We start from the raw sequence: 18,186 nt of genomic DNA, 5'->3' as shown, positions 1-18,186 counted from the left end.
ACTGTTGAGTTCCAGCGACTGGATGCCGGTCTTCTCGAACAGCTCATGGGCGCTGATCCTGCTTCTGCGATAGAAATCGGGCATGATGCCTTCGGTGCGGGCATCTCGATAGCTTACAAAGGGCAACAAGGCCGCTCCATCCTCATCCACGGGCACGAAGTCCACGGCCCAGCTATCGACGCCGATGGAGGCGATGGTCGGATCTGAGGCGAAGGCCTTACCAATGCCTTGCCGGATGCCACCCCAGAGATAATCAAGATCCCAGCAAAGGCGACCATCAATTGACTTGGGGCCATGAGGAAAGCGATTGATCTCTTGCAAAGAGAGCTGTCCATCAGACAGCGCAACCTTGAGCACGCGCCCCGATGACGCCCCCAGATCCACCGCAACAACGGCCTTGGTGACCATGATCTCCTCCCAAATGTGCAACGCCTTTGCCTCTCCCAAAGATGATCCTTCGATCGAGCGCTACGCATTTAGTTAGCCACTGGCTTCAAATTCAGACAGGGTAAAAAAGTCAATTTTTAGCTATCTGTTGGCGAGATATGACTAGTCAATATGATTGATATTATAAATCAATAGGTTGATCTCTATTGTAAAAGGCTCTGAAAGTCTTTGTCAGTTTTCTATCGGGTTGGTGGGCTGATCTCCCCATTTAGGCAAGCGGGTCATCGATGCCCCTTATGCTTTCCAAGTAAGGGGATGGGATGTCTTCTTTGTATTTGAGGGAGAGTTATAGAATGCTAATGTCTAAAGCGACTTGTACGGACTGAAAAGGCGCGCCACATTGTGTTTGTGAAAAGCGCTTGGAGAAACGAAAAAGAGAAAGAAATGTAAGGCTTTTGCAGAAAAAGTGTAAAACCACAACCAATTCAAGAAAGCGAATTGTTGTAAGTTCCTGAATTGAAGGGGGAATTTTGGTAGCGGAGGAGGGACTTGAACCCCCGACACGCGGATTATGATTCCGCTGCTCTAACCAACTGAGCTACTCCGCCGAACCGTTTGCTTGCCCGTTTGGGCGCGGTGTGTGAGGCTTATAGGCATCGTGTGTTGGGCTGTCAAGCTGGCTTTGCAGCATGTAGGCAGAAAATTTTCTGTTGTGAATAAAGCCCTTGGCGATAGCGCAAGAGGAAGCGGAAGAATACGTATCTTGTCAATTGGCGATGAACGCTGGCCCGCTTCATACGATTGCGAGGCGGGATTGCTTTATTTCTTCCCGTGAAAGACTTCCTTGCTTGGAAGACCTCTTGTTTCTTATATAGGCTTAGTATTATGCGGTGATTGCAGGAGAAATGGACGTGCAGACCAGATTGAATTGCGTGGATATGGGCGAAGGAGAGGGCGCGCCCGTCGTGTTCTTGCATGGCTTTGGTGGTGATGTGAGCAGCTGGTTGAATTTTCAGGTGGGGCTAGCAGGGTCCTGGCGCTCTCTTGCGTTCGATTTGCCGGGACATGGCGGCTCGCTGGACTATCCCAAGACATGCAATGCTGTGGTCGCCGCAAAAGCGGTTCTGGATGATCTGGAAGCAATGGGTATTGGCAAGGTGCATCTGGCGGGGCATTCCATGGGCGGGGCTGCAGCTGCCGTCATCGCCCTGAGGCGGCCTGAGCTTGTCGCGTCTCTCAGCCTTCTGGCTCCGGGGGGCTTCGGACCTGAAATCAATCAAGCCCTGTTGCGCCGCTATGCAGCGCAGACAGATGAAGAAGGCTTGCAGATGGTGCTGGAGCAGTTTTTCGGCTCCGAGTTCCGGTTGCCCCGTGCCATGGCTGGCTATGCGGCGCAGCTGCGTCAGGATCCGCATGTGTGCGAAAGTCTGAAGCGGACCGCTGAGGCCATTCTCGATGGCAAGAGGCAGAAGACGCTGCCTCTGGATGAGTTGGGGGGCTTGTCACTTCCGATCAAGGTTATCTGGGGGCGTCAGGATCGCGTCATACCTGTCGGGCAATGCGTTGGCCTGCCTGCCATGATAGCCGTGCATATTTTCGAGAAAGCCGGCCATATGGTGCATCTGGAGGCCAGCCGCGAGGTGTTGGCTCTCATCCGGCAATCCATTCGCTCTGCTCGTTAAGAGAGCGTCGGCTGCTGTTGGTTAATATTGATTGCTTTAACCATGTTTTGCTGTCCTCATCTCTTAACAATTGCTTAACGTTAAGCGAGAGCATATATTGATAGTCTGTATTCGAGAGATGACAGAAGCCGTCGTTTGAGGTCTTTAGAGAGGGGACATCAGTCAGATGCGCTTTTGATTCGCTCAACTTATTGCAATGGATGGGGACGAGGAATCAGGTTTGCCTCTGGCGAAAATGGTTTTGAGCAGACGGACGGGATTCGGACATGGAAGAGCAGCAACATACTGAAAATAAAAGAAGTCTCGACCGTGCCATTCGTGATGTCCGGATCGCTGATGTGGAACAGAGCAGCGTGGTTGTCGAGCTTGGTGACACCGAGCGTGCCCGTTTGGAGATTCTCCATGAGGCACTCGAGGATGTCGCCAAAGAGCTGCCCGAAGATATGGAAATGCTGACCTTCCAGATCGTTCCGGGTCGTAAACCGCGCTTCTGGATCGATATCACGAGCTTCGTCGAAATGGCCCGCGACAAGCGGACTTATCGCTTTCTTAAGGATACCCGGCTTGGTCGGGTTGTGCTGGCTCAAAGTCAGGACGTGGATGATGTGGCCGATTCCGTGACCCATTATTTGGCTGAACGCATCATCGAGCGTGAGAAGGCAATCGAGTCCGATTATCTGCTCAACAAGATGTCCGATAAGGCGATCAATCCCAAAACCGCGGCTTTGGCCAAGCGTAGCCAGTCGGGCGGTTCCAACGCCATCTGGTGGTTCCTGTGCGGCATTCTTGCTGGTGCAATTGGTCTGGTGCTTTACGCCTGGTTCCTGCCAACCAATTTCTAGATGACCTGAGTGCCTTGCGCTGTTGAGGTGCCGTATTGCAGCGTCTTTATCCGTTGGGAATGGAGAGCATCTGATTGCCCAACTCGCTGATCAGCTTGTCTTCAGAGGAATAGCCGCGCTCGATGAGCCTGCAGCTCCAATTTCCAGCCTCTCCATCGATATCAAATAGATTGAAACGTGCTGCCGGCTTATGGCTGTTGCCAAACCCTTGCGAGGCGCTGGGAACGCAGATGACCGGAATGCGCCCATTTGGACCTTCGGTGCTGTCTTTGGTCAATAGGTGAGTGTGGCCGTGCAAAACCAGCTCTGCACCATGCTTGGCCAGTGTTTTGCGGAAGCGTGAGCCGCCGATCAGCCGCTTGTGCCAATGCGTGGAGCGTTTCAACGGCGGATGGTGAATCATGACAACACGAAATAGGCCCTTTTCCTTGCACTCATCGAGCAGCTTGGCGAGCTTCTTGGCCTGAGATTTACGGAAATAGCCGGTTGCCAATAGAGGCAAGGTTGCCCGGGCTGAATTGACGCCGATGATAGCGACCTTTTCGCGTACTCTGAGATAGGGGAAGGTCAGCGGGCCAGAATGGGCAATGTCTCCGCTCATAAAGGGACGCCAGGCTTCTTCGGCCTTCATGCGGGCGTTGGGTACATAGGCATCATGGTTGCCGGGAATGACCGATACGTCTTCGGGCGAGCCCAATGTGGTCAGCCAGCGCTTTGCGTTGGCGATCTCCGCAGGCAGGGCCAGATTGACAAGATCTCCCGTTACCGCCAGATGGTCCGGGTGCTGCTCCTGCATGTCCGTGATGAGATTGTCCAGAGTGTCTGTGGTCAGCACACCCTTGCGGTTTCGGCGCCAATTGACATAGCCGAAAATACGCTTGTTGGCGAGCTGCCAGGCTGTTGCTTCGGGCAGGGGGCCAAGGTGGGGGTCTGAGATATGCGCCAATCTAAACATAAGATAGCGCATAGTTCTTTTTATGCTGTACGTCCAGATGCTTTTTGAGCTTCACCCCAATTACTCGAGATCTGTCATGGCATTGGAGAGATGGGACCTAGGCCGGCAATAAAAAAGGCAAGAGCCTTGCGCTGGCTCTTGCCTTTTTGTGTGGCCGCATTTTGTTCATTTCAGCTGATTGGAGACAGCCGAAAAGCGCGTGTTAGCCCATCGGATTGATGAGGGTGTTCACGACTTTGCGGTCGGACATATTGACTGCTGGTTGCCAGTGATAGCGAGCAGTTTTTTTGCTTTTCTTCAGGAACTTCATCATGGCCTTGCTCCGGTTTGATGAATTTTTAGACATAAACTGCTGAAAAAAGCAGCACATATTTGAAATTTGCGCTCATATTCCTGATAAACCAATAGGAATATAGTCGAAATCTTGCATGTCTGCCATGCAATTTCTGGTTCGTTGGAAATATATAATAATATCAAATTGTTAATAAATAATATAAGCAGAATTGACTTTCACTTTCTGGTTGATAAGTCTTCGTTGGCGGGTTTCGCAATTAAGGGCTGAATTTGTCTGAAATTTTAGCATGATTATAAAATGTGCAATTTTGGAGGATTGGCTGCCTAGAATTTTGGCGCGCAAAGCGGACGCTTTTGCTGGGCCTTGTTGCTCTCTTGAGAGCGATTGAAATCATCTTTCATTCAGGCTGGTTCAGGCGGTGTAAGATTGCGCGTCTGTTGCTCGGGCTTTGCTATTTGTACTTATGCAAAAACGCCTAGCGAGCGAGGGCGGTCCGCACAAAATTGAAAGGCCTGTCAAACGCGTCATTTGGGGATGGATCGGACCTGCGGGGCGCTGTTGTGGTGATTCCAGTCGTTAGGGAATGATGTCACTCGGCATTGGGGGAGCCTTTGAGCGTCGGGGATAGGTAATAGCGGCTCGCCAGCGCTCAACCGGCCACGATGAGGCAGAAGGGGTTAGTTGTTCGGTGAATTGTGCTTTTTATATAGAATATTTGGAATTTAATTTTGTTATTTTGTTGTTTGAAATATTATGTGACGTATAGACAGCATCGGAAGACTGTGGTAGCTGGGAGCTAACGAATAGGAGAGACCTTCAATGATGCTACGACGACGGAAACCATAACAATAGTTGGCGCAAGCGTATTTGAGCATGGCGTTTCATAAAGGAAAGCTGCTCTGCTTCGCAAATGCGCCCAATCCGAGCATCAAACAAGGCAATGCCGCCCATGCGGTCACAAAACGGAAATCCCCCAATGTGTGAGTTAGACTTTACCCTTGAGCGTGAGCTCCCGCTTCATGTGAGTGCGATTGAACAGCTGCATCGTGATGCGTTCGGTCCCGGTCGTTTTGCTAGGACCGCATTCCGTGTGCGCGAAGCGGTTGAACCTGAGGCCTCCTTAAGCTTTGTGGCTACCTCTCATGGCCATCTGGCTGGCTCTGTGCGGTTGTCTCCCATCCGGATCGGGGGATGTCGTGCCTTGCTGCTGGGGCCTTTGGCCGTCAATCCTGATTTCAAGAATAAGGGAGCCGGCAAGCTTCTGATGGGACGGGCCATTCATGACGCCAAGTATCTGGACTATTGCGCCATCCTGCTGGTTGGCGATTATGACTATTATGCGCGGTTCGGCTTTGAGCGCGTGCCCATGGGCGCTATTGAGATGCCCGGACCGGTCGATCCTCTGCGTCTTCTGCTGTTGCCTCTTGATGTCGAGGCTGTAGGGCAATGCAAGGGGATGGTCAAGCCGGGTGTTTGATCGAGCCGTCTGGATCACCCAATGTTAGAATTTCATTGCGCTCGCTGACTAGCGTCCTATATTCATTGCGGTTTCCCTGCGTCGCGGATCATTGTTTAGTCGCGTGACCAGGGAAGATCTGGATTTTGGAACGCAATGAACGACAAGCAGCATCAGCAAAGAACGCAGAGGGGCGCTACGTCCCACGGCGAGGATGAGGCCCTGTTGCCAACAATGCCTGCCAGCCTGTCTGCTCTGATGGAGCGGGCAGGAGACAACCGTGCCCTGCCGCCTGTCGAGACATGGCATCCTGAATTTTGCGGTGATATCGATATGCGTATTGCCAGCGACGGGACATGGTTCTATCAGGGCACGCCCATTCTGCGCGACGCTCTGGTGCGGCTCTTTGCGTCTGTGCTGCGAAGGGAAGAAGACGGGCAGACCTATCTTGTTACGCCGGTTGAAAAGCTGCGCATCACTGTCGACGATGCTCCCTTTCTGGCTGTCGAGATGGCTGCAGAGGCAGATATGCCGGATCACAGTGGACGTCTTGTTTTTCGCACAAATGTTGACGATCTTGTTCCGCTTGATGCCGACCATCCACTGCGCTTTGCGCTTGAGGATGGGACCCACGGTCTCAAGGCCTATTTGCGCGTGCGCGGTGGGCTTGAGGCTCTGGTAACACGGGCCTTGATGTTCGATCTTGTGGCTCTTGCCGAGGAAGGAACGGGAGACACATGTGGGCATTTCGGTATCCGCAGCGGTGATGCCTTTCCCATTTGTTCAATGGAAGAATTGGCCATGCTTGAAGGAATGGCTTGAGGGAATGGAATGACGGATTTTTCAGCTCTTGAGTTTCGTCAGCGGGTTGTTGAGGCGCTCGCGCGTGATGCCGAGAGCCATCGCTCGCCGGTCGAGCAGACGCCCATCAAGGATCTGGCGTGGCATGAAGGCGAGGTCGTGGCACTCAGAGATGCGGCGGTCCTCATTCCGATTGTTGATAGGGGGCAGGAGGCGACGGTCATTTTGACCCAGCGCACCAGCCATTTGCCTTCTCACGCCGGGCAGATTGCCTTTCCCGGGGGCAAGGTGGATGACGGAGATGATTCTCCGCAAGGGGCTGCCTTGCGAGAAGCGGATGAAGAGATCGGCCTTGCCTCACGCTATGTTGATACTTTCGGACTGCTTCGCCCCTATATTTCCTCCACCGGATACCGGATTTTTCCTGTTCTCTCGACCGTTCAATCGGGCTTCGATTTGGTGCCAAACCCTTGTGAAGTCGACGAAATTTTCGAGGTGCCCCTGCGCTTTCTGATGGACCCTGCCAACCATCAGCGCAAGAGTGGGGAGTGGCGGGGAAAAACGCGTCATTACTTTGCAATGCCTTACAAGGATCACTATATCTGGGGGGTTACCGCTGGTATCCTTAGAAACCTTTACGAGACGGTCTATCATTCATGATCCGCGTCATCATAACGCAAGTTATTCTGTTCCTGCTGCCATTCATTCTTTATGCGGCTTACCTTTTTCTGACAAGAAAGATCAATAAGCGGGCATGGATTGACGCACCCCGATACTGGCTCGTGCTGGCAGGCATTCTCTTCTGTCTGGCTGGCTTTATCACCATGTCGGTGGTCAATAACAACCCGCTAAGCGGCACCTATGTTCCAGCCCATTTTGACGGGGACAAGGTTGTGCCCGGGCAGATCATGAGTGAGTGATGAGCGCGCAAGACCATAGCTGCGGTGTTGCGGATGATCCCGCTTTCGGGTGGCGCAATGATCCTTCGTTGCAGACAGTTTTTTCTCTGGTCAATCGCGACGGGGAAGAAGTGCGTGTTGTGGGTGGCGCTGTGCGCAATTCATTGCTTGGAGCCAAGGTGTCCGACATCGATTGCGCTACCACGGCCGAGCCGCACACCATCATGGCATGGGCCCAAGAGGCGGGCATCAAGGCCATCCCGACCGGCATTGACCATGGAACGGTGACGCTGGTCATCGACGGACGCCCCTTTGAGTTGACCACCCTACGCACCGATGTTGAAACCGATGGACGCCACGCAGAGGTGGCTTTCGGGCGTGACTGGGGCGAGGATGCTCACCGGCGCGACTTCACCATGAATGCCGTCTATATGGATGCTGAGGGGCGACTATATGATCCTGTCGGTCAGGGCATCAAGGACGCGCGTGCGCGGCATGTGCGCTTCATTGGCGATGCAGACAGAAGGATAGCCGAAGACTATTTGCGCATCTTGCGGTTTTTCCGTTTCTTCTCCCAGTATGGCGAGCGTTTGGAAGAGGGCGACTATCAAGCCTGTATTGCCGCGCAAGCCTCGCTGCCAACGCTCTCTGCTGAGCGGATCGGGGCGGAGATGGTCAAGCTTCTGGAGGGGCCTTTTGCGCTCAAGGCTCTGGATGCCATGCATCAGGGTGGCATGCTCACGGGGCTGTTGGCCTGTGTGCCCCATCTGGCGCGGTTTGCTCGATTGAAGCAACTGGCCGCGCAGCTTTATCTCAAGCCGGATCTCAATCTTCTTATGACCGCGCTCTGCATTGATGTGCGCGAAGATGCCGAGCGGCTGGCCAAGACCCTGCGACTGCCCAACCGCAATCGCGACGCGATGATGCGTATGGCGAAAACTGTGCGCAGCATCAAGACCATTAATGAGCAGGTGCTTGAACAGCTGGCCTACGCGCATGGCAAGGAGACCGCACGGGATCTGGTGCTGCTGGCGCTGGTCAGACGGCAGATTGCCCCTGACTTGACCGAGCTCTCAATGCTGCTGCGCGATATTGCTCTTTGGACAGTGCCTGTTTTTCCGCTCAACGGACGTGATCTCATCGATAAAGGCATGAAGCCGGGGCCCAAGATCGGCAACCATCTGGGGCAACTGGAAAAGGCTTGGGTCTCCAGCGGATTTGCGCTAAGCAAAGGGCAATTGCTTTCCATGGCAAGATCCTTGCGTTAGATGCCTTTTCGGCCTGCGCTCTCTTCTGCGAGACGCGATCTGGTCGGGCTGTATCGCGAGCGCTTGCCTGCAACTGTCCGGAGTTGTCTCTTGTTTCCTGCTCTTGTTATTTTTGATTGCGATGGCGTGCTCGTTGATAGTGAGACGCCTGCCAATGAAGTGCTGGTCGCCAATCTCGCGCGCCATGGTATGACTCTCACGATTGAAGAGGCCGAGCGAAAATTTGTCGGCGGTACTTTGCAGACCGAGTTTGAAACGCTCAAGGCCATGGGGGCCGATCTGCCTGACGATTGGTGCATGGAATATCGCAAGGAGCTGCATGGTCGATTGCGCGAGGGTGTTGAGCCTATTGCCGGTGTGATTGCGGTTTTGGATCTGCTGGATGAGAAAGGCGTGCCCTATTGTGTTGCCTCCAATGGGTCGGACGAGAAAATGTCAATCACACTAGGACAGACCGGCCTGTGGGAGCGGTTTGACGGGCGTCGCTTTTCTGCAAGGACCATCGGCATAGCCAAACCCGAGCCGGGGCTCTATTTGGCTGCGGCCGAAGCAATGGGCGTGACTGCGGATCAATGTGTCGTGATTGAAGACAGCGCTAGCGGAGCGTTGGCGGCGCAAAGGGCAGGGATGCTCTGTTTTGGCTATGCGCCCAAGGGCACTGGCCAGGCCCTTGCTGCCCATGGCGCCCGCATTTTCAGGGATATGAGCCAATTGCCCGAATTGCTGAACCAGCATGGTGAGGGATAAGCGAAGCGACGCCGCTTCGCCCTTTGTTTATTCTTGCCGTGTTCAGGCTTGCTGGGGTCTGGCTTGATGGGGGCAGGCTAGCCGTCTGGCCTATGGCCATTTGACCTCTGGCGGCATGGACGACAGGATGGAATCCACATTGCCGCCGGTCTTCAGGCCGAAAATGGTGCCTCTGTCATAGAGCAGGTTGAATTCCACATAGCGCCCGCGCTGGATCAACTGTTCCTCACGTTCTGCATCGGTCCATGGCTCTCCCATCTGGCGCCGCACAAGCATTGGATAAATGTTTAGGAAGGCCAGTCCGACATCCTGCGTAAAGGCGAAATCGGCTTCCCAGTCACCGCTATTGTGGCGATCATAGAAGATGCCGCCAATGCCGCGGGCTTCATTCCTGTGCGGTAGATAGAAATAGCGGTCGCACCATTCCTTATAGGCTTGATAATCGGCTACAGAATGCTTGTTGCAGGCCTCCTGCATGGCCTTGTGAAAGGCGATGCTGTCTGGGTCTTCCTGTCTGCGGCGATTGGCCAGAACGGGCGTCAGATCCGCACCGCCACCAAACCATTGACGAGTGGTGACGATCATGCGGGTGTTCATATGCACGGCGGGAACATGCGGATTCTGCAAATGGGCAATCAGCGAAATGCCCGAGGCCCAGAAACGAGGATCTTCCGATGCACCGGGGATCTGGTCGCGGAACTGGGGCGCAAATTCACCATGGACCGTGGAGACATGCACACCGACTTTTTCAAAGACGCGACCCTTCATGATCGACATCTCTCCGCCGCCGCCTTTGGCTCCGGAATGGTCGGTGCGTTCCCAAGGGGTGCGAACAAAGTTGCCCGGTTCTTGCAAGGGGCCGGATCCCTTCAACTCCTGCTCGATTGCCTCGAACTCGGTGCAAATGCGATCTCGCAGGGTTCGGAACCAGTCGGTGGCGCGTTGTTTCTTGGCCTCAAGATCGGCTGGCAGGCCTTCGGGGATGGTGCTGTTTGCTGTTTCACTCATCGTCAATAAGATCTCACTTGCCGTAGGGCTTCGGTGGTTATCATTGCTGTCGAGATGGCCAGATTCAGCGAGCGCTCGCCCGCGCGCATGGGAATCGTGATGCGCTCGGTCACATAGTCATGCACTTCATCAGGAACGCCAGCGGATTCTCTGCCAAAGAGGATAATGTCACCGGCCTTATAGGTGATTTCATAAAAGGATTGAGACGCCTTGGTGGTGGCAAGGAGCAGCCGTCTGCCGCTTTCCTTTTGCCAATCCTTGAAGTGGTTCCATGAGATATGCTTGGTGAAACTGGCGCGTTCGAGATAGTCCATGCCAGCGCGGCGCAGGGTTCGGTCATTGAGCGTGAAACCACATGGTTCGATGATATGAACATGCAGAGCCAGACAGGAAGCCATTCTCAGAATGGTTCCCGTGTTCTGCGGTATGTCCGGCTGGAAAAGGGCAATATCTATAGTAGTCATGGGTTGGTTTTACAGTCTTGATCGTGAATCACAATGGAAATGTTATGGCTGTCGACTGGAAATCGCCTGCTTCCCAAGTGTATTAGGTTGCGCACCAAGGCAATGTCTTTCTCTTTGCCCAAGCCTTCAGCAGCGTGTGATTAATATCACAGCACAGTTCATAACTGTGTTTAGAATTATTCATGCTTATTTTGTCATCAAAGCTGATATAAGCTGCGCATAATCTGCATCAAAGCGTGGGCGTGGCGATCCGATGGTCGGGTAACTTCTCGCGTGTGCGTTTTCTCACCCCTTTGTCCGTCGTAACAGGACCGGATCTCTCCGGTAGCATCGTGATGTTTTCCTTTTTTGAAAAGCTGGTTGACCCGTTTGCCGACTATAGTCTTGAGCAGCCACCGCAAGGGTTCTGGGCTTTCATGTGGTATTACACCCGCCCTGTGGCTCCCTATATGGTCGTCGTTTCCGTGATAACCGCGTTGATCGCGATTATCGAAGTCAGCCTGTTCGGTTTTGTCGGTGATCTGGTCAACTGGTTCGCCGATAGTGATCGAGCTACTTTCATGACTGATCATGGTGGCGATCTCATTTGGATGGGCGTGTTGTTGCTCATCATCATGCCGGGACTGGAGGCAATTTGGCAGATCCTCTTCCACCAGACTGTTATGGGCAACTATCCCATGTCGATCCGCTGGCGCCTGCATCGCTATTTGTTGCGCCAGTCGATGGAATTCTATCAGGACGAGTTTGCCGGTCGGGTGGCGCAAAAGGTGATGCAGACGGCCCTGGCCGTGCGCGAAGTGGTATCGCGTCTGGCGGACGTGTTCGTCTATGTCTGCGTTTATTTCCTCTCGGCGCTGTATCTTGTCAGTACGGCCAAGTGGCAACTCGCCTTACCGATGCTTCTATGGATCATTGGCTATATCGGAGCTTTGGTCTATTTCGTGCCCAAGATGCGCGATATCTCCCGTGATCAGGCGGATGCGCGTTCGGAGATGGTGGGAAAGGTGGTTGACGCCTATTCCAATATTTCCGTCGTCAAGCTGTTTTCCCATGCGGCCCGCGAGGATAATTATGCCAAGCAGTCGATGACCGGCTTCATGAATAATGTTTATTCGATGATGCGTCTGGTGACGATCATGGAGATCACCCTCAAGACGCTGAACAATCTGCTGCTGTTCAGTTCGGTCGCGGTTGGCATCTATTTCTGGCAAGTCGGGCTGGTCCTGCCGGGGGATATTGCTCTGGTGGCGGGGTTGGTCATGCGCTTGCGTGGCATGTCCGAGTGGATATTGTGGGAAGTCAGCGGGGTGTTCGAGAATATCGGTACCGTGCAAGATGGTATTGGTACGATTTCCCAGCCGCAATTGGTGCGTGATACCCATGATGCGAAACACCTGATCGTTGAGCGCGGGGAAATCACCTTCGACAAGGTCTGTTTTGACTATGGCAAGGATGAGCCGGTGATCGATGGTCTGGATCTGACCATTCGTCCGGGAGAAAAGATCGGGCTTGTTGGTCGCTCCGGGGCTGGCAAATCGACTATGATCAATTTGCTGTTGCGCTTCTATGACCTCAATTCCGGCTCGATCCGTATTGATGGGCAGAATATTGCCGATGTCAGGCAGGATAGCTTGAGGGCGCAGATCGGGGTTGTCACCCAGGATACCTCTCTGCTGCATCGCTCGGTGCTTGAGAATATCATCTATGGGCTTGAAGGGGCCAGTGAAGAGGCCGCCTACAAGGCTGCGGAGCAGGCGCAGGCGCTTGATTTCATCAAGGATCTGGAAGACCGCTATGGCAACAAGGGCCTGTATGCCGAAGTGGGTGAACGCGGCATCAAGCTTTCCGGAGGGCAACGCCAGCGGATCGCCATTGCTCGGGTTCTTCTCAAGAATGCTCCCATCCTTGTGCTTGACGAGGCCACTTCGGCTCTTGATTCCGAGGTGGAAGCAGCCATTCAGGATAGTCTTAACCTGCTGATGAAAGACAAGACCGTTTTGGCTATCGCGCACAGGCTCTCAACCATTGCTTCCATGGACCGGTTGATTGTCATGGATGGCGGTCGCATCGTGGAGATGGGAAGTCACGAGGAACTGCTCGCACAGGGCGGACTCTATGCTTCTTTGTGGGACAGACAATCAGGCGGTTTTATCGCCTGATTGCCAAAATCGGGTATTTTGGCCGATGATGGCCTGTTTTCCACTAGAATCATTCCAATCCAAAGGTCGAAGACAAGCGGAAACGCGCTTTGTGGGAACTGCTTGGATAAGTAGTAGTCCTGCGGTGTTTCGCTCAATTTTTGCCGATATAAGACGAATTTGTCAGGCCAAACTGCTGAAAATCGGCAGTTTCTGCGATTTGCCTCTCTAGACAACATCAGCGATCAATGTAAAAAGTGTTTGACTGGTCTCGGTAATGTGAACGAGCACCGGTGAAATTGGCTCGCCGCGATTTTGGGACTTTATCGTTTCGCAAGGGACGTGATTATTTGGAGGCGCAGGCGAGCTGGAAGTTGGACACTGGCTAGAAGAGGACCTCGTCTTGGCTACCAGCGAAAGGGAAGAACCAACCCGCCGCGATTTTCTTTATATCGCGACCGGAGCGTTTGGGGCCGTCGGCGCAGCTGCGCTCGCTTGGCCATTTATTGACCAGATGAACCCTGATGCCAGCGCTGTGGCGCTTTCATCCATTGAAGTGGATATTTCCTCAATTGAAGAGGGACAAAGCCTCACTGTCAAATGGCGCGGCAAACCGGTATTCATTCGGCATAGAACTCCGACTGAGATTGAAGAGGCCAAAGCTGTTGACGTGGCTGACCTTCGCGATCCTCAGACCGATGAAGAGCGCGTCAAGCCCGGCAAGGAACAATGGCTGATCATGATCGGCATCTGCACGCATCTGGGGTGTGTGCCCGAAGGACAGAAGGGCGACTATGATGGCTGGTTCTGCCCATGCCATGGATCGCACTATGATTCCGCCGGTCGAATCCGCCAGGGTCCTGCTCCACTGAATCTGGAGTTGCCACCCTATGAGTTTGTTAGCGATACCCTGATCAAAATCGGCTGACGCCCGCAAATGTCTTAAGGAGACCAGTCATGAGCGGACATTCGACCTTCGAGCCGCAGAACGGGTTTTTGAAATGGATGGAAAGTCGCCTGCCGATTGCCGGTCTGGTGCATTCTTCCTTCATTGCTTACCCAGTTCCCAAGAACCTTAATTACTTCTGGACTTTCGGCGCCATTCTCGCCGTGTGCCTTGTGGCGCAGATCGTGACCGGCATTGTGCTGGTCATGCATTATGTGCCCAACACCACGCTGGCCTTTGCCTCTGTCGAGCATATCATGCGCGATGTGAACTGGGGCTGGATGCTGCGCTATATGCATTCTAACGGCGCGTCCATGTTCTTCATCGCCGTTTATATCCATATTTTCCGAGGCCTTTATTACGGGTCCTACAAAGCCCCGCGTGAGGTGGTCTGGATTTTGGGTGTCGTGATCTTCCTGCTGATGATGGCGACCGGCTTCATGGGCTATGTGCTGCCATGGGGACAGATGTCCTTCTGGGGCGCGACGGTTATTACCAACCTGTTCTCGGCCTTCCCTTATGTTGGCGACGCAATCGTGACGCTGCTCTGGGGTGGTTTCTCGGTTGATAACCCGACGCTCAACCGCTTCTTCTCCTTGCACTATCTGCTGCCATTCATGCTGGTTGGCGTGGTTGCCCTGCATATCTGGGCTTTCCATGTGGTCGGCAACAACAATCCGACCGGGGTTGAGGTGAAAGACAGCAATGATACGGTGGCCTTTACCCCGTATTACACGATCAAGGATATCTTCGCGATTGTCGTGTTCCTTGTGTTCTTTGCCTGGATGATGTTTATGGTGCCAAACTTCATGGGCCATCCGGACAACTATATCCCGGCAGATCCGCTTGTGACGCCTCCGCACATTGTGCCCGAATGGTATTTCCTGCCGTTCTACGCGATCCTGCGTGCTATTCCTGACAAGCTAATGGGCGTATTGGCCATGTTCGGTGCGATCGGCGTGCTCTTCGTGCTGCCGTGGCTCGATACCTCCAAGGTTCGTTCCATGAACTATCGTCCGCTGGGGCGCCAGTTCTTCTGGATTTTTGTCGTGGTCTGCATCGGGCTTGGCTATCTGGGTGGTAAGCCGGCTGAGGGAGGCTATGTGCTCTGGGCGCGTATCTTCACGGTTTACTATTTCGCCTACTTCCTGGTCATTTTGCCGGTGCTCGGGTTCATTGAGAAACCGAAGCCACTGCCCGCGTCGATCAACGAAGCAGTCTTGGCCAAACATGGTGATTCTGCTGCTGCAGAAGCAAGAGCCTGAACGAGCGAGGAAAGGGACAACCCATGATTACGCTTACCAAAACTGCGGTTCGCGCGCTCGTTGTTGCTGGCGCCATGGCGGTTACATCCGTCGGGGCGATGGCTTCGGGTGAAGGCGGGCACAAATACGAAAAACAGGACTGGACCTTCTCAGGCCCGTTCGGGAAATTTGATAAGGCACAGCTGCAGCGCGGCTTCCAGATCTATCGTGAGGTTTGTTCAAGTTGCCATTCACTGGACTATATTGCATTCCGCAATCTGGGGCAGGAAGGGGCGCTTGGCTATACCGACGATGAAGTCAAAGCGATTGCTGCTGACTATGACATCGAGGATGGACCGGATTCCGAAGGGGACATGTTCACCCGTCCGGGCAAACCCTTTGATCATTTCCCATCGCCTTTCCCCAATGTGGAAGCAGCTGCTGCCGCCAACGGTGGCAAGGCTCCGCCTGATCTTTCCCTGATTGCCAAGGCGCGTGCTGCGTCTGTCGGTCCTGATGTCGGGGTGGAAGTGTTCAACGACATTCTGCGTATGATCTGGCACCCGGTAACCGCCTATCAGGAATATGGGCCGGATTATATCTATGCCCTTCTGACCTCTTATGAGGAAACGCCTGAAGAGCTGGAAGAAACTGTCGGCGACAAATATTACAATCCGGCATTCGGATCTGGTGTCGCGATCGGCATGGCTCCACCGCTTTCTGACGAGCTGGTGGATTATACCGATGGAACGCCGATGACCACGGAGCAATATGCCAAGGACGTGACATCCTTCCTGATGTGGGCCGCAGAGCCCAAGCTGGAAGAACGCAAGCGGGTGGGCGTGAATGCTCTCATCTTCCTTGTTGTCTTCTCGTTCCTGATGTTCTTTACCAAGCGCAAATTGTGGTCGAAAGTGAAGCACTGATCACGAAAGCGTCTGGATTAGAAGTCAAATGAGGGCCCCTTTTCGGGGCCCTTTTTTGTGTGCTGGTTGAAAGGTTGATCGAAAGGGGAGGCGCCGGATCGGCGTATGCTCAGATGATCTGCTACGATTGTGTAAAGGAAAAAATCTCGGGAAGCTTGTAGATATATTAAATACTATATATGGAAGTATAAAATTTAGCTATAGAGAGGCTGTATGCCAGCAAAAACCGAAAGTAGAAAAAACAACAACAAAAACGGGCGCGTATCCCTTGCCATGGTTGCTGCGCATGCTGGCGTCTCTATTGCCACCGCCTCAAGAATTATCAATGGCATCACCAACAAGGCATCAAAGCAAACCGTAGAGCGCGTTCGGGCTTCCGTGGAGGCATTGCACTACCGTCCGGCGAGCATCGGAAGGGCTTTACGCTGTCAGGAAAGTCGCATTATTGGCCTGCTGGCCGCCGCCATCGAAAATCCGACCATGGCTGCGATTGCTGCTTCTATAGAAAGGGCGCTGCGGGACGAAGGCTATGTCATGTCCGTTTGCGATACCTATGAGCGCGCCGATGTGCAAGATGAATATCTGCTTGAGATGCAATCCCAACTGGCGCGGGCGGTCATCATCGTTGGGGCAGTGGGAAGCCCGGTTCTCGACCGGATGCGTGAGAGTGGCCCGCCGATGCTGTTTGTCAATCGGCCCGATCCGGACGATAGCAATAGCCCCTATATGGGTATCGACAATTACCGGACCGGGCGCGACGTGGCTGATCTGCTGATTGCGCGGGGTATTCGCAACGTGGCGCTCATTCATGGGGCTCTTGATCGTACGGCTGCGACCTATCGGCGTCAGGGCGTTCTGGATGGACTGGCTGAAGCGGGGATTATGGAGCGCGATATCCTGCATGCGCATGTTGAAGGGCTTAATCATCTGGAAGTGGGCTATGCAGCCATGGCTCAGATTTTGGAGCGCGATAACCCGCCGAGGGTCATCCTTTGCATGAGCGACATGTTGGCTTATGGGGCCTATCGACAGGTTACCGAACGCGCTATGGACCCTGTAAGGGACTTCGGCTTTATCGGGTTTGATGCTTGCCCTCTCAATCCATGGATTGCGGGATGGCTGAACTCTATTGGCGTGTCTGCCGAACATTATGGACGCGGCAGTGTTGCGGCATTGAAAGCGGTCTGGGATGGCGAGGAAAGACCTTCGCCCCTTTTTCTTCCCCATTCCCTGCATTTGAGCGGTCAGCCTCTCCCTGGAGAAAAGTGAGCAGGCTTGCGCCGTAGCCGAGAGGTTTTTCCCTTGCGGCTTTGACCTGTGAAGCTTGTGATCCCGAATCGGGGCGGCTTTCGCGGGCGAGGTCCGGAGGCTTTCGCTTTATGACGCTGCATGCGTTGTTTCTGCGCCCATTTGGGAGGGGTTGCTTGCACTTTTTGAATTGCCTTGTCCGGATTTCTTGTCCATATCTAGGGGAGGGCAGATCCAGCAACTGGATGCCGATAAAGGGTACGGCTGCGTCCAACAGGAAGCCGGTGCTTATCTACGAATTGCGAGAAGCGGAGCCTAGCGAATGCAAAGCAGCGAAAAACTTGATCTCAAGAGCCTCATCCGATCCATTCCGGATTATCCCAAGCGAGGCATCATCTTCAGAGACATTACCAGCCTCATTTCCCATGCTGACGGCTTCAAGCAATCCATCCGTGATCTTTCTGCACCCTATCTTGATAAGGGCATAGAGAAGATTGTTGGTATCGAAGCGCGCGGCTTCATTTTCGGAGGTGCAATGGCGGATTATCTGGGCGTGGGATTTGTTCCCATCCGCAAGCAGGGCAAGTTGCCCGGCAAGGTGGTTGCTCAGGATTATTCTCTGGAATATGGCACCGACCGGATCGAGATGCATGATGATGCGGTTGCGTCAGGAGAGAAGGTGCTTCTCGTTGACGATCTGATTGCGACCGGCGGCACGGCTGTGGCAGCTTGCGAGCTTTTGCAAAGTGTGGGTGGTCAGGTTGAAGGGGCTGCTTTCGTAATCGATCTTCCTGACCTTGGCGGCGTGTCGCTGCTCAAAGAGCGCGGTATTGATGTGCATACATTGGTAGCCTTTGAAGGGCTCTGATCGCTTTGTTAT

General features: G+C 53.7%; 18 protein-coding genes and 1 tRNA gene. 14 read left to right on the top strand and 5 right to left on the bottom strand.

Going from position 1 to position 18,186, the window contains the following annotated elements; translation table 11 throughout:
- Together BM258_RS13585 and BM258_RS13580 are read right to left on the bottom strand one after the other, a co-directional pair.
- The coding region (locus tag BM258_RS13585) for an FGGY family carbohydrate kinase (RefSeq protein WP_244544699.1) at positions 1-408 on the bottom strand (408 nt) is incomplete at its 3' end.
- A 510-nt stretch (positions 409-918) separates the two neighbouring features.
- Positions 919-995 (bottom strand) — tRNA-Met (locus BM258_RS13580).
- Between the two features lie 297 nt (positions 996-1,292).
- Between BM258_RS13580 and BM258_RS13575 the strand changes: the two genes are divergently transcribed.
- Both BM258_RS13575 and BM258_RS13570 read left to right on the top strand, forming a co-directional pair.
- Complete coding sequence (locus tag BM258_RS13575; protein ID WP_090073125.1) at positions 1,293-2,069, top strand: alpha/beta fold hydrolase; 777 nt, start codon at positions 1,293-1,295, stop codon at positions 2,067-2,069.
- 266 nt (positions 2,070-2,335) lie between these two features.
- Complete coding sequence (locus BM258_RS13570) at positions 2,336-2,911, top strand: hypothetical protein (RefSeq protein ID WP_090073123.1); 576 nt, start codon at positions 2,336-2,338, stop codon at positions 2,909-2,911.
- A 46-nt stretch (positions 2,912-2,957) separates the two neighbouring features.
- Here the strand turns inward: BM258_RS13570 and BM258_RS13565 are convergent, their stop codons facing one another.
- Positions 2,958-3,866 (bottom strand): metallophosphoesterase family protein, encoded by a 909-nt coding sequence (locus tag BM258_RS13565; RefSeq protein ID WP_090073162.1) that lies wholly within the window; start codon positions 3,864-3,866, stop codon positions 2,958-2,960.
- A gap of 1,271 nt (positions 3,867-5,137) precedes the next feature.
- Here BM258_RS13565 and BM258_RS13560 point away from each other — a divergent pair.
- The 6 genes from BM258_RS13560 (at position 5,138) to BM258_RS13535 (ending at position 9,332) form a co-directional block, all read left to right on the top strand.
- On the top strand, positions 5,138-5,638 hold the full coding sequence (locus tag BM258_RS13560) for a GNAT family N-acetyltransferase (protein ID WP_090073120.1): 501 nt from the start codon (positions 5,138-5,140) through the stop codon (positions 5,636-5,638).
- 135 nt (positions 5,639-5,773) lie between these two features.
- Positions 5,774-6,439 (top strand): DUF1285 domain-containing protein, encoded by a 666-nt coding sequence (locus tag BM258_RS13555; RefSeq protein ID WP_407062725.1) that lies wholly within the window; start codon positions 5,774-5,776, stop codon positions 6,437-6,439.
- Between the two features lie 9 nt (positions 6,440-6,448).
- Positions 6,449-7,078 carry a CoA pyrophosphatase gene (locus BM258_RS13550; protein ID WP_090073118.1) on the top strand — a complete coding sequence of 210 codons (630 nt, stop codon included), beginning with the start codon at positions 6,449-6,451 and terminating at the stop codon, positions 7,076-7,078.
- A complete protein-coding gene (locus tag BM258_RS13545; RefSeq protein ID WP_090073117.1) occupies positions 7,075-7,338 on the top strand; it encodes a DUF6111 family protein in 264 nt (87 codons plus the stop codon). The genes BM258_RS13550 and BM258_RS13545 overlap by 4 nt, the downstream gene beginning before the upstream one ends.
- Positions 7,338-8,585 carry a CCA tRNA nucleotidyltransferase gene (locus tag BM258_RS13540; protein WP_090073114.1) on the top strand — a complete coding sequence of 416 codons (1,248 nt, stop codon included), beginning with the start codon at positions 7,338-7,340 and terminating at the stop codon, positions 8,583-8,585. Before BM258_RS13545 ends, BM258_RS13540 begins: the two co-directional genes overlap by 1 nt.
- A gap of 90 nt (positions 8,586-8,675) precedes the next feature.
- Positions 8,676-9,332, top strand: coding sequence for an HAD family hydrolase (locus tag BM258_RS13535; protein ID WP_210186747.1), 657 nt, complete (start codon positions 8,676-8,678; stop codon positions 9,330-9,332).
- Positions 9,333-9,422: 90 nt separating this feature from the next.
- Here BM258_RS13535 and hemF read toward each other — a convergent pair whose 3' ends face one another.
- Together hemF and BM258_RS13525 are read right to left on the bottom strand one after the other, a co-directional pair.
- Complete coding sequence (gene hemF / locus BM258_RS13530; RefSeq protein ID WP_090073111.1) at positions 9,423-10,340, bottom strand: oxygen-dependent coproporphyrinogen oxidase; 918 nt, start codon at positions 10,338-10,340, stop codon at positions 9,423-9,425.
- Between the two features lie 2 nt (positions 10,341-10,342).
- Positions 10,343-10,804: a tRNA (cytidine(34)-2'-O)-methyltransferase gene (locus tag BM258_RS13525; protein ID WP_090073109.1), complete on the bottom strand. Its 462-nt coding sequence runs from the start codon at positions 10,802-10,804 to the stop codon at positions 10,343-10,345.
- Positions 10,805-11,139: 335 nt separating this feature from the next.
- Here BM258_RS13525 and BM258_RS13520 point away from each other — a divergent pair, with 335 nt between their 5' ends.
- The 6 genes from BM258_RS13520 (at position 11,140) to BM258_RS13495 (ending at position 18,174) form a co-directional block, all read left to right on the top strand.
- Positions 11,140-12,963, top strand: coding sequence for an ABC transporter ATP-binding protein (locus BM258_RS13520; RefSeq protein ID WP_090073107.1), 1,824 nt, complete (start codon positions 11,140-11,142; stop codon positions 12,961-12,963).
- A 382-nt stretch (positions 12,964-13,345) separates the two neighbouring features.
- The gene (petA, locus tag BM258_RS13515) at positions 13,346-13,870 is read left to right on the top strand and encodes a ubiquinol-cytochrome c reductase iron-sulfur subunit (RefSeq protein WP_090073104.1); all 525 of its coding nucleotides are present in this window, start codon (positions 13,346-13,348) and stop codon (positions 13,868-13,870) included.
- A gap of 29 nt (positions 13,871-13,899) precedes the next feature.
- Entirely contained in the window at positions 13,900-15,153 is a 1,254-nt protein-coding gene (locus BM258_RS13510; protein WP_090073103.1) for a cytochrome b, read from the top strand.
- 23 nt (positions 15,154-15,176) lie between these two features.
- Complete coding sequence (locus BM258_RS13505) at positions 15,177-16,058, top strand: cytochrome c1 (protein ID WP_090073101.1); 882 nt, start codon at positions 15,177-15,179, stop codon at positions 16,056-16,058.
- Positions 16,059-16,271: 213 nt separating this feature from the next.
- Positions 16,272-17,327 (top strand): LacI family DNA-binding transcriptional regulator, encoded by a 1,056-nt coding sequence (locus tag BM258_RS13500; RefSeq protein ID WP_090073099.1) that lies wholly within the window; start codon positions 16,272-16,274, stop codon positions 17,325-17,327.
- Between the two features lie 301 nt (positions 17,328-17,628).
- Positions 17,629-18,174, top strand: a complete 546-nt coding sequence (locus BM258_RS13495; RefSeq protein WP_090073097.1) for an adenine phosphoribosyltransferase — start codon at positions 17,629-17,631, stop codon at positions 18,172-18,174.
- Positions 18,175-18,186 lie beyond the last annotated feature (12 nt).

This window comes from Cohaesibacter marisflavi, assembly GCF_900115225.1.
GTDB classification, from domain to species: Bacteria; Pseudomonadota; Alphaproteobacteria; order Rhizobiales; family Cohaesibacteraceae; genus Cohaesibacter; species Cohaesibacter marisflavi.
The sequence above is the reverse complement of the archived record's forward strand: the minus strand, read 5'-3'. Positions and strand labels throughout refer to the sequence as shown.